Source organism: Kitasatospora sp. NPDC005856 (genome assembly GCF_040629945.1).
In the GTDB taxonomy this organism is placed as follows: domain Bacteria; phylum Actinomycetota; class Actinomycetes; order Streptomycetales; family Streptomycetaceae; genus Kitasatospora.
Genome location: NZ_JBEXWT010000061.1, coordinates 43,447 through 57,572, shown reverse-complemented (window position 1 = coordinate 57,572; position 14,126 = coordinate 43,447). Strand labels below are relative to the sequence as shown.

At 74.1% G+C, this 14,126-nt stretch carries 10 protein-coding genes and 3 tRNA genes; 12 read left to right on the top strand and 1 reads right to left on the bottom strand.

Going from position 1 to position 14,126, the window contains the following annotated elements:
• The 5 genes from ABZ449_RS29480 to ABZ449_RS29460 all read left to right on the top strand — a co-directional run.
• Nucleotides 1–1,413: LytR C-terminal domain-containing protein (locus ABZ449_RS29480; RefSeq protein ID WP_360352190.1), on the top strand; the 1,413-nt coding region annotated here is incomplete at its 5' end.
• Nucleotides 1,414–1,568: 155 nt separating this feature from the next.
• Nucleotides 1,569–2,027, top strand: coding sequence for a ribosome silencing factor (gene rsfS, locus ABZ449_RS29475; protein ID WP_360352187.1), 459 nt, complete (start codon nucleotides 1,569–1,571; stop codon nucleotides 2,025–2,027).
• Nucleotides 2,024–2,674 (top strand): histidine phosphatase family protein, encoded by a 651-nt coding sequence (locus ABZ449_RS29470; RefSeq protein WP_360352193.1) that lies wholly within the window; start codon nucleotides 2,024–2,026, stop codon nucleotides 2,672–2,674. Before rsfS ends, ABZ449_RS29470 begins: the two co-directional genes overlap by 4 nt.
• Nucleotides 2,675–2,837: 163 nt before the next feature.
• Nucleotides 2,838–2,910, top strand: a tRNA-Ala gene (locus tag ABZ449_RS29465).
• 43 nt (nucleotides 2,911–2,953) lie between these two features.
• A tRNA-Ala gene (locus ABZ449_RS29460) sits at nucleotides 2,954–3,026 on the top strand.
• 93 nt (nucleotides 3,027–3,119) lie between these two features.
• Here the strand turns inward: ABZ449_RS29460 and ABZ449_RS29455 are convergent.
• Complete coding sequence (locus ABZ449_RS29455) at nucleotides 3,120–4,019, bottom strand: helix-turn-helix transcriptional regulator (RefSeq protein ID WP_360352184.1); 900 nt, start codon at nucleotides 4,017–4,019, stop codon at nucleotides 3,120–3,122.
• 102 nt (nucleotides 4,020–4,121) lie between these two features.
• Here ABZ449_RS29455 and ABZ449_RS29450 point away from each other — a divergent pair, with 102 nt between their 5' ends.
• The 7 genes from ABZ449_RS29450 to ABZ449_RS29420 all read left to right on the top strand — a co-directional run bounded on the left by ABZ449_RS29450 (nucleotide 4,122) and on the right by ABZ449_RS29420 (nucleotide 14,097).
• Nucleotides 4,122–5,561 (top strand): MFS transporter, encoded by a 1,440-nt coding sequence (locus ABZ449_RS29450; protein ID WP_360352182.1) that lies wholly within the window; start codon nucleotides 4,122–4,124, stop codon nucleotides 5,559–5,561.
• A 322-nt stretch (nucleotides 5,562–5,883) separates the two neighbouring features.
• Nucleotides 5,884–5,956: transfer RNA gene (locus ABZ449_RS29445), tRNA-Ala, on the top strand.
• A gap of 98 nt (nucleotides 5,957–6,054) precedes the next feature.
• Nucleotides 6,055–7,350 (top strand): hypothetical protein, encoded by a 1,296-nt coding sequence (locus ABZ449_RS29440; protein ID WP_360352179.1) that lies wholly within the window; start codon nucleotides 6,055–6,057, stop codon nucleotides 7,348–7,350.
• A gap of 380 nt (nucleotides 7,351–7,730) precedes the next feature.
• A complete protein-coding gene (gene leuS / locus ABZ449_RS29435; protein ID WP_360352176.1) occupies nucleotides 7,731–10,619 on the top strand; it encodes a leucine--tRNA ligase in 2,889 nt (962 codons plus the stop codon).
• A 416-nt stretch (nucleotides 10,620–11,035) separates the two neighbouring features.
• Nucleotides 11,036–11,836, top strand: coding sequence for a hypothetical protein (locus ABZ449_RS29430; protein WP_360352173.1), 801 nt, complete (start codon nucleotides 11,036–11,038; stop codon nucleotides 11,834–11,836).
• A gap of 155 nt (nucleotides 11,837–11,991) precedes the next feature.
• A complete protein-coding gene (locus tag ABZ449_RS29425; protein ID WP_360352170.1) occupies nucleotides 11,992–12,837 on the top strand; it encodes a DegV family protein in 846 nt (281 codons plus the stop codon).
• A 231-nt stretch (nucleotides 12,838–13,068) separates the two neighbouring features.
• Nucleotides 13,069–14,097: a helix-hairpin-helix domain-containing protein gene (locus ABZ449_RS29420; protein WP_360352168.1), complete on the top strand. Its 1,029-nt coding sequence runs from the start codon at nucleotides 13,069–13,071 to the stop codon at nucleotides 14,095–14,097.
• Nucleotides 14,098–14,126: the final 29 nt, after the last annotated feature.

Genomic DNA, 14,126 nt, shown 5'->3' with positions numbered 1-14,126 from the left:
TGGCCGGCACCGCCTCCTCGGCGGGCCGGGGCCCCCGTCGCCGCGCCGGCGCGGCGACGGGGGCCCCGGCCCGCCGAGGAGGCGGTGCCGGCCAAGGCCGCGCCGCCGTCCGAGCAGGTCGCCGGGGCGCGGGCCGGGAAGGCCGGGGGCAAGGCGCCCAAGGACAGTTACACCACGGGCGAGTTCACCTTCGTCGACGAGGAGGCGGAGGAGACCGAGGACGTCATCGACTGGCTGAAGTTCGCCGAGTCCCGCAGCGAGGTGCGCGCCGAGCGCCGCCGCAAGCTGCGCAACCGGCTGATCGGCCTCGGTGTGGTGGTGGCGCTCGCGGCGGGCGGCGTCGGCGGGTACCTCTTCCTGACCGGCGACAAGCCGAGCGCGGCCGCCGCCGCCGGCGGGCGCCAGGTCAACGTCGTCCACCTGCGCGACCTCCAGGGCAAGGTGTCCAGCGCGCTGCTGGTCAACGACGCCTCCGGGAAGAAGGGCACGGTGCTGCTGCTGCCCGACAACCTGCGGCTGCCGGGCCCGGGGGACCCGCCGGTGACCACGGTCGGCCAGTCCATGGACGGCATCGGCGCCTCGGCGACCCGCGAGGGCCTGTCCACCGTGCTGGGCGCCCCGGTGGCCGGCACCTGGCGGCTGGACACCCCGTACCTGGAACTGCTGGTCTCCCAGCTCGGCGGCGTCCGGGTGGACACCAACGCCGAGACCCACGAGGGCGGCAAGCCGGACGGCAAACTGCTGTCCGCGGCCGGGAAGAACACCATGCTCAGCGGGAAGGCCGCGGTCGCCTACGCGACCCTGCAGGCGCCCGGCGAGAACCGGGACGCCCAGCTGGCCCGGTTCGGGCAGGTCCTGGACGCGGTGGTGCGCACCATGCCGACCGAGTTCAAGGACGCCAAGGACGACGTGCACCGGATGAACGCGGTGCTCGACCCCTCGCTGCCCGAGGACGCCCTCGCCGGGGTGCTCGTCCAGCTCGCCCAGCAGGCGAAGGACGGCCACTTCGGCACCACCGCGCTGACCGTCAAGCCGGACGGCAGCCTGGACGAGGCGACCGCGGGCAAGCAGGTCAAGGACGTGCTGGGCGGCACCGTGAAGTCCGCGGCCGCCGGCGACGCCCCGGCCCGGGTCGCGCTCCAGGACGCCAGCGGCAACGACGCGTCGGCGGCCGCCGCGCAGGTCCAGATCGTCAACTCCGGCCTGACCTTCATCCCGGGCGGCGCCAAGGCCGCCCCGCAGCCGGCCAGTGAGATCCGCTACACCGACGACGCCAGGCAGGGCGCGGCGAAGTCGCTGGCGACCAGCCTCGGGCTGCCCGACACGGCGGTGAAGAAGGTGACCGGCGACACCCAGAACGCGGACCTGATGGTCGTGCTCGGCAAGGACTACCAGCCGCCGAAGAACCAGTAGGGCGACGGCCCGGGCCCGCGCGGTCCGGGAATCGCGGCGCGGTGGCCCGGGCGGGCCCGGAAAATCGGTTCCGGGCCCGCCCGGGCGGCGTGAGATCCTGGAAGGCGACCCCGGCCCGCGCCGGGGCGCCCCAAGCCCCGAGCCGGAAGAACACCGTGACCGTCACCGACCACAGCCAGCAGCTCATCACCGTCGCCGCGCAGGCGGCGGCCGACAAGCTCGCGCACAACATCATCGCGTTCGACGTCAGCGAGGTGCTGTCGATCACCGACGCCTTCCTGATCGCCTCCGCGAACAACGACCGCCAGGTCCGCTCCATCGCCGAGGAGATCGAGGACCAGCTGCGCGAGCAGCTGGACATCAAGCCGGTGCGCCGCGAGGGCGAGCGCGAGGGCCGCTGGATCCTGCTCGACTACCTGGACATCGTCGTGCACGTCCAGCACTCCGAGGAGCGCTCCTTCTACTCGCTGGACCGGCTCTGGAAGGACTGCCCCGAGCTGCCGCTGCCCGAGGACGCCCAGGCCTCGCGCAACCGTCCGGACGCCCACACCGACGAGGCCGGCAACGCCGTCGCCCCCGCCGACGACTTCGGCAAGCCCGAGGACCTGCACTGAGCCGCGGCGCGCGCGGCCCGCGCATCGTCTTCTGGCGGCACGGCCAGACCGCCTGGAACCTCGAATCGCGCTTCCAGGGCACCACGGACATCGAGCTGACCGGCCAGGGCGTCCTGCAGGCCCAGCGGGCGGCCCGGCTGCTCTCCGGGCTCCGTCCCGACCTGCTGATCTCCTCGGACCTCAAGAGGGCCCGGCGCACCGCCGCGGAGCTCGCCGCGGTCACCGGGCTGGACGTTCAGCACCACGAGGGCCTGCGGGAGACCTTCGCGGGCTCCTGGCAGGGCCTGACCAACGCCGAGATCCGCGAGCGCTTCCCGGAGGAGTACGAGGCCTGGGCGGCCGGCGAGCCGGTACGGCGCGGCGGTGGCGGCGAGCTGGCCACCGAGGTCGCCGACCGCTCGGTGCCGGTGGTCCTGGAGGCCGCCGGCAAGCTCCCGGAGAACGGCACGCTGGTGGTGGTCAGCCACGGCGGGACGATCCGCACCATGCTCGGGCGGCTGCTCGGGCTGGAGCCGGCCCAGTGGGAGCGCTTCGGCGGGCTGTCCAACTGCTGCTGGTCGGTGCTCGGCCACGGGGCGCGCGGATGGCGCCTGCTGGAGCACAACGCGGGCACGCTCCCGCAGCCGGTCATCGGCGACGACACCTGAGCGGTACCGGTGCGGGCGGCACCGGGCGCCGGGGGCCTTTCGGGGCCCTCGGCGGGGCTCCGGAGGAGCGGATTTCGCAGTTCCGGCCCTGACCAGCTAGAGTCTTCCTCGTTCGCAGGGAAGGAACGCGGCCCGGAAGGGAAGCGGGAGATCCGGTGAGTGCGGGGCTATAGCTCAGTTGGTAGAGCGCTTGCATGGCATGCAAGAGGTCTGGGGTTCAATTCCCCATAGCTCCACTCCGCATCGGCGGTCGTGGTCAGCCAGGGTCGCCCGTGTCGCGGGGCTATAGCTCAGTTGGTAGAGCGCTTGCATGGCATGCAAGAGGTCTGGGGTTCAATTCCCCATAGCTCCACAGTGGTTGGGAAGGCCGTCACCCCAGGGTGGCGGCCTTCCGGCGTTCCGGGCGTCCGGCGCCCCGGTTTCCCGACGCGTCGGCGGTCCGGCGTCACGCCTCGCAGACGTGGGACCAGCCGCCCGGCGGCAGCGAGTTGAGCCGCTCCACCCGCTCCCGGTCCTCCGGGTCGGCCGGCACGTACACCACGATGTAGCACTCGGGCACGCCCGGCATCGTCAGATAAGTGGCGTTCAGCCGCAGCACCCCGACCTCCGGGTGGCGGAACACCCGCAGCCAGGCCTCCGGCGGCGCGACCTCCTGGCGGTCCCACAGCTCCCGGAACAGCTCGCTGCGCGCCGACATCCGCTGCACGTGCTCCTCCCAGGCCGGCTCGCCCACGTGCTTGCCGTACGCCGAGCGCAGCACCGCCACCATCCGCGGCAGGGTCTCCTCCCGGTTCTCGCACGGGTTGCAGCACGGCGGGGCGGTCAGCATGCACCAGAGGCTGTTGAACACCACCCCGCGCGACGGACGCATCCGGTCGGTGCCGAACATCGCGCGGTACGGGCCGTTGAAGCCCAGCACGTCGAACCGGGTGTTGGAGACCGCCGCCGGCAGCGGGGCCAGCGAGTCCAGGATCACCTGGATCGACGGCGACAGCTCCGGCACCGCCGGCAGCGCCCGCGCCGAGGCGGACACCCCGGCCAGCCGGAACAGGTGCTCGTGCTCGGTGCCGTCCAGCCGCAGCGCCCGGGCCACCGCCAGCAGCACCTGCTCGCTCGCGTTGATGGGCCTGCCCTGTTCGAGCCAGGTGTACCAGGTGACCCCCACCCCGGCGAGCTGCGCGACCTCCTCGCGCCGCAGCCCCGGCGTACGGCGGCGCAGCCCCGGCGGCAGCCCGACGTCCTCGGGGGTGACCCGCGCCCGGCAGGCCTTCAGGAAGCGGGCCAGCTCGGTGCGGCGGCGGTCGCGCCCGCCCGCCGCGATGGGCAGTTCCTCCAGGACGGTCATGGCCCCATGGTGCCGCAGCCCGGGCCGGCGATACAGGTGCTGCCGGTACCAGGATCGGCAGGCTCTAACCACCAGTACCGGGACGGGCCCAGGCTGGCTGCCATGACGGACCTTCAGATCCGGCCCCGCTCGGCCGGACGCACCACCGGGGCCCCGACGGTACGGCCCGGGCTGCTCCTCGCGCTCGTCCTGTGCGGGCAGTTCATGGCCGTGCTCGACACCTCCATCGTCAACGTCGCGGTCCCCACCATCCGAACCGACCTGGGCGCCTCCGGCGCCGCCCTCCAGCTGGTCATCGCCGGCTACACCATCAGCTACGCCGTCCTGCTCATCACCGGCGCCCGGCTCGGCGCCCGGTACGGCTACAGCCGGCTCTTCCAGCTCGGCCTGGCCGCCTTCACCGCCGCCTCGCTGGCCTGCGGCCTCGCCCCGGCCACCGGCTGGCTGATCGCCTTCCGGCTGCTCCAGGGGGCCGGCTCGGCCCTGATGGTGCCCCAGGTGATGAGCCTGCTCCAGCGCACCTTCACCGGCGCCGCCCGGGTGCGGGCGCTCGGCCTCTACTCGGCGGTGCTGGCCGGCGGCATGGCGCTCGGCCAGGTGCTCGGCGGCGTCCTGGTCAGCGCCGACCTGTTCGGCAGCGGCTGGCGGCCGGTGTTCCTGGTCAACGTGCCGATCGGCGTGGTGCTGCTCGCGGCCGGCGCCCGGCTGCTGCCCCGGCTGCCCGGCGACGCCACCCGGGGCTTCGACCTCCCCGGCCTGGTGGTGCTCGGCGCGGCCCTCGGCCTGCTGGTGGTCCCGCTCGTCCTCGGCCACGAGCTGGGCTGGCCGGTGTGGGGCTGGGCGATGATCGCGGCCAGTGCGCTGCTGTTCGGCCTCTTCGCGGCCGTCGAACGCCGGATCGCCCGGCGCGGCGGGCAGCCGCTGATCTCCGGGCGGGTGCTGCGCGCCCCCGGGCTGCGCCCCGCGGTCGCCGGACTGTTCGCGATCATGGCGGCCTTCGCGGGCTTCATGTTCACCTTCGCCCTGCACCAGCAGGCCGCGCTCGGCCACACCGCACTGAAGGCCGGGCTCTGCTCGGCGCCCGTCGCCGTCGGCTTCGGCCTGTCCAGCCTGCACTGGCACCGGCTGCCCGGCCGGCTGCACCGGCTGCTGCCGGCGCTCGCCGGGGCGCTGCTCGGCGGCGGCTACCTGCTGCTCGGGCTGGTGCTCGGCGGCGGGGCGGAGATCGGCGCCTGGCCGCTGGTGGAGATGGCCTTGCTCGGCCTGGTCGCGGGCTGCGCGTACTCGCCGCTGGTCGCCCGGGCGCTCGCGGGGGTGGCGCCCGGGGACGCGGCCGACGCCAGTGGCGTGATGGTGACGGTCATCCAGCTCGGCCAGGTGATCGGCGTCGCGGTGCTGGGCTCGGTGTTCCTCGGCCAGGTCGACCTGCCGGCGCCGGCCGCCGAATCGGGGGCGGCGCTGCGGACCACCCTGCTGGTCGACGCGGCCGCGGTGCTGGCGGCCGCCGGCTTCGCGGCGCGCGGCCGGCGGGCGGAGGGATAGCCGGGTGCGTCCGCGGTGGTCGGGCGCGTCCGCGGTGGTCGGGCGCATGCACGGTGGCCGGGCGTGTACGCGGCATTCCGCGCCCCGGGCAGGGAGGCGCACGCCCGGGGCGTGGCAGGGGGAACGCTCCGGGTGCGGGGGCGAAAGCGCCCGGGCTTCGGAGGCGGGGCGCCCGGGCCCCTGCGGGCGGGGCTCCCGGGGCATGCGGTGCGGACCTCGGGAAACGGATTTCAGGAGCACCCCCGGGACCGTGTAAAGTAGTCGATGTCGCCGAGGGAAACGGCCGGAAACAACCGGGAACCACGGTGACATCGCAGGTCAAGGGGCTATAGCTCAGTTGGTAGAGCGCTTGCATGGCATGCAAGAGGTCTGGGGTTCAATTCCCCATAGCTCCACAGCAGTCGAGAGCCGCCTCCCGGAAACGGGAGGCGGCTCTTCGATGTTCTGCCCGCGCCACCGGTCGCGGAGCCCGGAATCCCGCTACCGTCGTGCCATGGCCGATCTGGAGCGAAGGCGGAACGAGGAACTGGCCCGGATACTCCACCAGCTCGGCTGGAGTCCGGAACGGCTCGCCCGCGAGGTGAGCCTCGCCCTGCCACCCGGCCTCGCCATCAGCTCCACCGCCCCGTACAAGTGGCGCGACCGCGGCATGGTGCCGCGCAGCCCGCACGACCAGGCGGTCTGCGAGGTGCTCAGCCGCACCCTCGGCATCGCCGTCACCTACGAGCAGCTCTGGGGCCGGATGGGCGGCCACCGCGGCGCCAAGATCCTCTCGCCACGGCTGCTCACCGACCCGTGGACCGCCGACACCGCCCAGACCGCGCTGCGCGAGGCCGCCACCGACGCCGGACCCGTCCGCCTCACCGACCTGTTCCGCAGCTCCGACCTCGACCAGGCCGCCGCCCGCCTCGACTCCCCGCCCCCGCCCGTCGGCGGCGGTGAGGGCGCGCTGCGCGTCGAACCCGGGCTGGTCGGCGAACTCGGCCTGTCCTACCGCAGCAAGCAGAAACTCGAACGGGCCTGCGGCGGCGGCCTCGTCCTCGGCCCCGTCCGGGCCGAACTCGCCATGCTGGCCAAGCTGCTGGAACTCGGCGCGTACGACGAACGGCTCGGCCGCGAACTGTACGGGACGGCCAGCAGACTCGCCCGGCTGGCCGGCTGGGCCGCGTACGACCTCGGCCACGACGCGGCCGCCCAACGGGCCTTCGTCGCCGCGCTGCGCGCCGCCCACGTCAGCGGCGACCCCAGGCTCGGGGTCGCGGTGCTCGGCGCGCTGGTCGTGCTCGCCACCCAGGGCCCCGGCGGGCGCGGACTGGACGCCGTCTCCGCGCTCGTGACCGCCCTGGACACCCACGGCGCCGCGCTCAGCCCCACCGCCAGGGCCCGCCAATACGGCCGGCTCGCCCGCGCGTACGGCCGCCGGGACGAGGCCGAGCGGGCCGACGAGGCCGCCGTCCGGGCCTTCGCCGAGCTGGACGGCCTGCCCGGCGCCGAGGAGACCAGGGCCGGTGTCGCCGGGATGGTGGGGGAGGGGCGGCTGGCGCTCGGCCGGTACCGGATGGCGAAGGTGCTGCTCGCCGAGGCCGTGGCCGGGCTCGGGCCGGGGCGGGCCCGCTCCAAGGCGCTGCTGATGGTGCGCCTCGCCGAGGCCCACCGCAGGCTCGGCGACCAACGGGAGGCGGCCCGCACCGCTTCGCTGGCGCGCTCGCTCGCGGCGGGGATGCAGTCCGAGCGGCTGGCGAAGGCACTGCGGGAGTTCGACGCGGCGGGGCGGGCGGCGGCGCGGTAGGGCGGGTGGTGGCGCGGTAGCGCGGGTCCTGCCCGGCCCGTACGGCCCGAACGGCCGGCGCTCACGCGCTTCGGCCGGTACGACCCCGCGTGCTTCGGCCGGTACGACCCCGCGTGCGTGCTTGCGGCCCCCGGCCGGGTATGCCCCGCGGCCCGCCGACCCGCTTGCGGTACCCTGAGCCCATGCGAACCGTGCGCCTGCTCCTTAGCCGGCCGCGCTGACCAGGACCGGCTGCGCCCCCGGGCGGTGCCGGAGTCGGCGTGGCGTCCCCTCCTGCGAGGGGATTTTTTGTTTTCCGCCCCCGACCCCGTCCCGGGCCGGGTCAACGGGCCGGCCGCCTGCGCGGTTCGCCAACTGACACCGATGGAGCTTGAAGGACCATGAGCGAGACGACCCCTGCGTCCGGCGCGGCCGAGACCGCGACCGAGCCGTTCCGGTACAGCGCCGCGCTGGCGGCCGAGATCGAGTCCCGCTGGCAGGACATCTGGGAGAAGGAGGGCACCTTCCACGCCCCCAACCCCACCGGTGCGCTGGCCGACCCGGCGGCCGGAGACGTCGCCGCGAAGCCGCACAGCTTCATCATGGACATGTTCCCGTACCCCTCGGGCGCGGGCCTGCACGTCGGCCACCCGCTGGGCTACATCGCCACCGACGTCTTCGCCCGCTACCAGCGGATGACCGGCCACAACGTGCTGCACACGCTGGGCTACGACGCCTTCGGCCTGCCCGCCGAGCAGTACGCGGTGCAGACCGGCACCCACCCGCGGGTCTCCACCGAGGCCAACATCGCCAACATGCGCCAGCAGCTGCGCAGGCTGGGCCTGGGCCACGACCCGCGCCGCTCGATCTCCACGATCGACCCGGAGTACTACCGCTGGACCCAGTGGATCTTCCTGCAGATCTTCAACTCCTGGTACGACGCGGACGCCCGCAAGGCCCGTCCGATCGCCGAACTGGTCGCCGAGTTCGAGTCCGGCGCGCGCGAGCTGCCGGGCGGGCGCGCCTGGGCCGAGCTGTCCGTCGCCGAGCGCGACGAGGCGCTGGGCGAGTACCGCCTGGCCTACGCCAAGGAGGTGCCGGTCAACTGGTGCCCGGGCCTGGGCACCGTGCTGGCCAACGAGGAGGTCACCGCGGACGGCCGCTCCGAGCGCGGCAACTTCCCGGTGTTCAAGTCCAACCTGCGCCAGTGGATGATGCGCATCACCGCGTACTCGGACCGGCTGATCGAGGACCTGGACCTGCTGGACTGGCCCGAGGCCATCAAGCTGCAGCAGCGCAACTGGATCGGGCGCTCCGAGGGCGCCCGCGTCGACTTCGCGGCCCCCGGTGACCAGAAGATCACCGTCTTCACCACCCGTCCCGACACCCTGTTCGGCGCCACCTACATGGTGCTGGCCCCCGAGCACGGCCTGGTCGACTCCATCGTCCCCGCCACCTGGCCGGAGGGCGTGCCCGCCGAGTGGACCGGCGGCGCCGCCACCCCCGCCGAGGCCGTCGCCGCCTACCGCGCCACGGCCGCCGCCAAGTCGGACGTCGAGCGCCAGGTCGAGGCCAAGGTCAAGACCGGCGTCTTCACCGGCGCCTACGCCGTCAACCCGGTCAGCGGCGCGTCCGTGCCGGTCTTCATCGCCGACTACGTGCTGATGGGCTACGGCACCGGCGCCATCATGGCCGTCCCCGCCCACGACCACCGCGACTTCGCCTTCGCCCGCGCCTTCGCGCTGCCGATGCGCTGCGTCGTCGAGCCGACCGACGGGCGCGGCTCCGACCCGGCCGAGTGGGACGACGCGTTCGACACCTACGACTCCGTCATCGTCAACTCCGCCCGCGCCGAAGGCGACCTGTCGCTGGACGGGCTGAGCGTCGTCGACGCCAAGGCCGCCGCCACCGCCTGGCTGGCCGAGCGCGGCATCGGCGAGGGCACCGTCAACTACCGCCTGCGCGACTGGCTGTTCAGCCGCCAGCGGTACTGGGGCGAGCCCTTCCCGATCGTCTACGACGAGGACGGCGTCATGCACGCGCTGCCCGAGTCGATGCTGCCGGTCGAGGTCCCCGAGGTCGACGACTACTCGCCGCGCACCTACGACGCGTACGACGCCGCCTCCTCGCCGGAGACCCCGCTGTCGCGCAACGAGGCCTGGGTCAACGTCGAACTGGACCTGGGCGACGGCGTCAGGAAGTACCGCCGCGAGACCAACACCATGCCCAACTGGGCCGGTTCCTGCTGGTACGAGCTGCGCTACGTCGACCCGTCGAACTCCTCGGCGGTCGTCGACCCGGCCAACGAGCGGTACTGGCTGGGCCCGACGGAGACCAAGCCGGCCGGCGGCGCCGACCTGTACGTCGGCGGCGCCGAGCACGCCGTGCTGCATCTGCTGTACGCGCGCTTCTGGCACAAGGTGCTGCACGACCTGGGCCACGTCTCCTCCGTCGAGCCGTTCCACAAGCTGTTCAACCAGGGCATGATCACCGCCGACGTCTACCGCGACGAGCGCGGCTTCCCGGTGCCCGCCGCCGAGGTCGAGGAGCGCGACGGCCAGTACTCCTGGCAGGGCGAGCCGGTCAAGCGCGAGGCCGGGAAGATGGGCAAGTCCCTGAAGAACGCCGTCGCGCCGGACGACATCGCCGACGAGTACGGTGCCGACACACTGCGCCTGTACGAGATGTCGATGGGCCCGCTGGACGTCTCCCGGCCGTGGGACACCCGCGCCGTCGTCGGCTCGTACCGCTTCCTGCAGCGCCTGTGGCGCAACATCGTCTCGGAGGCCACCGGCGAGCTGGTCGTCACCGAGGACGAGCCCGACGAGGCGACGCTGCGCGCCCTGCACAAGGCGATCGACGGCATCCGCGGCGACATGGCCGCGCTGCGCTTCAACACGGCCGTCGCCAAGGCCATCGAGCTGAACAACTACCTGGTCAAGCGCGGCTCCACGCCGCGGGCGGTCGCCGAGCAGCTGGTGCTGATCGTCGCGCCGCTGGCCCCGCACATCGCCGAGGAGCTGTGGCGCCGGCTGGGCCACGGCGACTCGCTGGCGCACACCGACTACCCGGTCGCCGACCCGGCGTACGTGGTGGACGAGACGGTGACCTGCGTGGTCCAGATCAAGGGCAAGGTCAAGGCGCGGCTGGAGGTCGCGCCGGGCATCTCGGACGCCGAGCTGGAGGCGCTGGCGCTGGCGGAGCCGGCGGTCGTCGCGGCCATCGGCGGGGCCGAGGTGCGGAAGGTGATCGCGCGGGCGCCGAAGCTGGTGAACATCGTCACCGGGTGAGTGCGGCTGCTGCGGGGGCGACCCCGCGGCGTGACCGCACCGCGGCACTCGCGGAGTGATCGCGGAGTGATCGGGCGGGCGTCCTTCGGGGCGCCCGTCCGGCGTTCCGTGGCGTTCCGTGGGGCTTCGGGCGGTGCCTGCCCGGTGCTTCGCGGGTTTGGGCGGCGCTCGTTCGGTGCTTCGCGGGTTTGGGCGGCGCTCGTTCGGTGCCCGATCGGCGCTGGTTCGGAGCCCCGCAGGGCTTTCCGGTGTGCTCGGGGGTCCTCGGGGAGATCCCGGATCTGACCCTGATCTCCGGTCGCGGGGGCCGCTCGGGCTGCCCCCGGGCGGCGTCCGGCGGCTACCGTGGAACCCTCGGCGATGCGGCCCGCGTTGGGCCCGGTGGGGGCCGGAACGACGGCGGAAGGTGGCGCACGATGGACGTGTTCGGCGTGATGATCGGCCTGGTCCTGCTCTTCGGGATCGCGGTGACGGTGCTGGCCGTGGTCGGCACGGTCAAGGCCGCCAAGGCCGTCGGCGCGAAGATCGAGAAGCACGAGGCCAGCGCCCGCCGGGCCGTGGAGACCGCCACCCTCAAGGCGAAGACGTACACCAAGGTCGGCCCGGCCGCGCAGATCGCCTCCGTCCGGCTCGGCCTGCGGACCTCGCTCGACGGCACCCGGCAGGTGCTGGAGAGCGGCCTCGCGCAGGACGGCCAGCTCGGCGAGGCGCTCGCCCTGCTGAAGCGGCTCGACGAGCACGCCGCCGAGCTCGACGGCGAACTGCGGATGCTGGAGCGCGAGCCGGACACCGGGCGGATCGCCGCCAAGCTGCCCGAGCTGCGCGAGCGGGCCGAGCGGATCACGCACTCGGCGGAGACCATGCGCTGGGCGGCGCAGGACCGGATGCAGCGGTTCGCGGACGACGAGCTGAGCCGGCTGAGCCAGGAGTGCGAGAGCGAGGCGGGGGCGCTGCGGCACTGGGACGCCTCGGGGGGTGCTTCCTCCGGGGGCGCTGCGGGTGGCTCGGGTTCGGCCGGTTCCTCCGGTTCCGCCGCTTCCGCCGGTTCCTCCGGTTCCGGGGGCGCGGCCAGGAGTGCGGCTCGGGCCGGGCTGACCGACGGGAAGGGGCGTCCGAGTGCGGAGGAGCTGCTCGGTCTCGCCGATCCGCTGGCCAAGCTGGCGCAGCGGCTGCGCAAGCCCTCGGCCGGGCCTTCGACGGGGCCCTCGGCCGGCTGAGCCGGTGGTGCGGCGCGAGGCGCGGGAAGGGGCGCGGGTCGGGGTGGGGGTCGGGGTGCGGGTCGGGGTGGGGGTCGGGGTGAGGGACGAGGCCTTCGGTTGGTGCCCGGACCAGGCGCTGTCGTCCCGGACCGACGGGGAGTAACCTCCGGCTCATGCCCTCCGACCTCGCGCTCGTCACCGACTCCACGGCCTATCTGCCGCAGGACGCCCTCGACCGGCACGGGATCACGGTGGTCCCGCTGAGCGTCGCGGTCGGTGACTCGGTCCTGAGCGAGGGCGTCGAGATCTCCCCGAAGGACGTCGCCGAGGCGCTGCGCGGCAAGCAGCGTGTGACCACCTCCCGGCCGAACCCGGAGACCTTCGCCGCCACCTACCGGGCGGCCGCCGAGGCCGGGGCGAAGGGGATCGTCTCGGTACACATCTCCGGCGAACTGTCCGGCACCGTCGAGGCCGCCCGGCTGGCCGCCGCCGATGCGCCCGTACCGGTGCGGGTGGTGGACAGCAGACTGGTCGGGATGGCGCTCGGGTACGGGGTGCTGTCGGCGGCCGAGGCCATCTCCGCCGGGCAGGGCCTGGCGGAGGCGGCCGAGGCGGCCGCCCGGCGGACGGCCGGGACCAGCGGGTTCTTCTATGTCGACACCCTGGAGCACCTGCGGCGGGGCGGCCGGATCGGGGCGGCGCGGGCGCTGCTCGGCTCGGCCCTGGCGGTCAAGCCGCTGCTGCACCTGGACGGCGGGCGGATCGAGCCGCTGGAGAAGGTGCGGACGGCGTCGCGGGCGATCGCGCGGTTGGAGGAGATCGCGGTCGATCGGTCGGGGGAGCAGGAGGTCGACATCACCGTGCACCACCTGGCGGCCGAGGACCGGGCCGAACCGCTCGCGGAGCGGCTGCGGGCCCGGGTGCCGGGGCTGCGGGAGCTGTACGTGGGCGAGGTGGGGGCGGTGATCGGCGCCCACGTCGGGCCGGGGCTCCTGGCGGTGGTGGTCGCGCCGCGCTGAGGCGTGCGGGTGGCCTCGGGCGGCCGGACCCGTGGACGACCGGTCGGTTGTCGGTCGAGGTGTTGCCGGTCGAGTCGTCGTCGGCCGAGCTGTCGTCGGTCAGCAGCGTGGTCAACTTCAGACAGTCTCGTCCACTCCTGTGAGTGACGCATTTTGTCCACAACCCCCGGGTTATCCACAGGGTTTCGTTGAATTCCGCGCTACCGCCAGAGGACTCCTACCGTCCTCGGCATGACGACCATGAGCCTGGGCGCGGCGAAGCGCCGTGCGATCAACGAGACGGTGCGGCTGCGGATGGCCGCGTTGCTGCCGACGAGTGACGAACCGGAGGGTGGCTCGGGGGAGGGCTCCCCGGCGCCGACCGCGTCGCGATCGGGGGGCCGGGCGGCGCCTGCCACCGGGCCGCCGTCGCCGGTGCGCATGGCGGTGCCGACAACGGTTCCGGCGCCGCCGGATAAGGGTGCCGCGCCGGATCCGGGCGACGCTGCGGATCCACCGGAGGCCGGGGCACGTCCGCCGATCCCCTCCCCTCCCTCGTCGCCTTCACTCCCCTCATTCCGTTCGTTCGCCCCGGCGCTGGCACTCGACCGGCGTGCGGTCGCCGGGCTGGCCATCCTGCTGCTGTTCGCCGTCGGATACGCCGTCCAGCACTTCTGGCTGGCCCGGCCGGAGACGCTCCCCGTCCCCGCGCTGGCGGCGGTCGCGGCACCGGCGGGGGCCGATCCGTCCCTCCCCACCGACGCCACCGCCGCTGCGTCCCGAGCCGGGCCAGGAGCCGAGCCCGGCGCCGAGTCCGGCTCCGGCGCCGGGATGGCGGCCGTCGTCGTGGACATCGGCGGGCGGGTCCACCTCCCCGGCCTGCACACCCTGCCCGCCGGCTCCCGGGTGGCCGACGCCCTGCGGGCGGCAGGCGGTCCGCTGCCGGAGACGGACACCAGGAGCCTCAACCTGGCCCGCGTCCTGACGGACGGTGAGCAGATCCTGGTCGGCGAACCGGCTCCCGCCCCCGCGCCTCCCGCCGTCGCCGGCGGCAGCGGGAGCGGACCTCAGGGCCCCGCCGTGCCCCGACCACCCGTCAGCCTCAACCGCGCCACGCTCGAACAGCTCGACACCCTCCCCGGCGTCGGCCCCACCCTCGCCCAGCGCATCCTCGCCTACCGCGCCGCTCACGGCTCCTTCCGCTCCCTCGACCAACTCCGGCAGGTCAGCGGCATCGGTGCCCGGACGTACGCGGAACTTCGACCGCTCCTCACCCTCTGACGCCCCCATCGCCGTCATCCTTGCCCGCT

What these genes read in the sequence shown, in the direction of transcription:
- ABZ449_RS29455 (WP_360352184.1), bottom strand. Translation starts at nt 4,019, where the DNA reads ATGACCGTCCTGGAGGAACTGCCCATCGCGGCGGGCGGGCGCGACCGC.
- ABZ449_RS29450 (WP_360352182.1), top strand. Translation starts at nt 4,122, where the DNA reads ATGACGGACCTTCAGATCCGGCCCCGCTCGGCCGGACGCACCACCGGG.
- ABZ449_RS29440 (WP_360352179.1), top strand. Translation starts at nt 6,055, where the DNA reads ATGGCCGATCTGGAGCGAAGGCGGAACGAGGAACTGGCCCGGATACTC.
- leuS (WP_360352176.1), top strand. Translation starts at nt 7,731, where the DNA reads ATGAGCGAGACGACCCCTGCGTCCGGCGCGGCCGAGACCGCGACCGAG.
- ABZ449_RS29430 (WP_360352173.1), top strand. Translation starts at nt 11,036, where the DNA reads ATGGACGTGTTCGGCGTGATGATCGGCCTGGTCCTGCTCTTCGGGATC.
- ABZ449_RS29425 (WP_360352170.1), top strand. Translation starts at nt 11,992, where the DNA reads ATGCCCTCCGACCTCGCGCTCGTCACCGACTCCACGGCCTATCTGCCG.
- ABZ449_RS29420 (WP_360352168.1), top strand. Translation starts at nt 13,069, where the DNA reads ATGACGACCATGAGCCTGGGCGCGGCGAAGCGCCGTGCGATCAACGAG.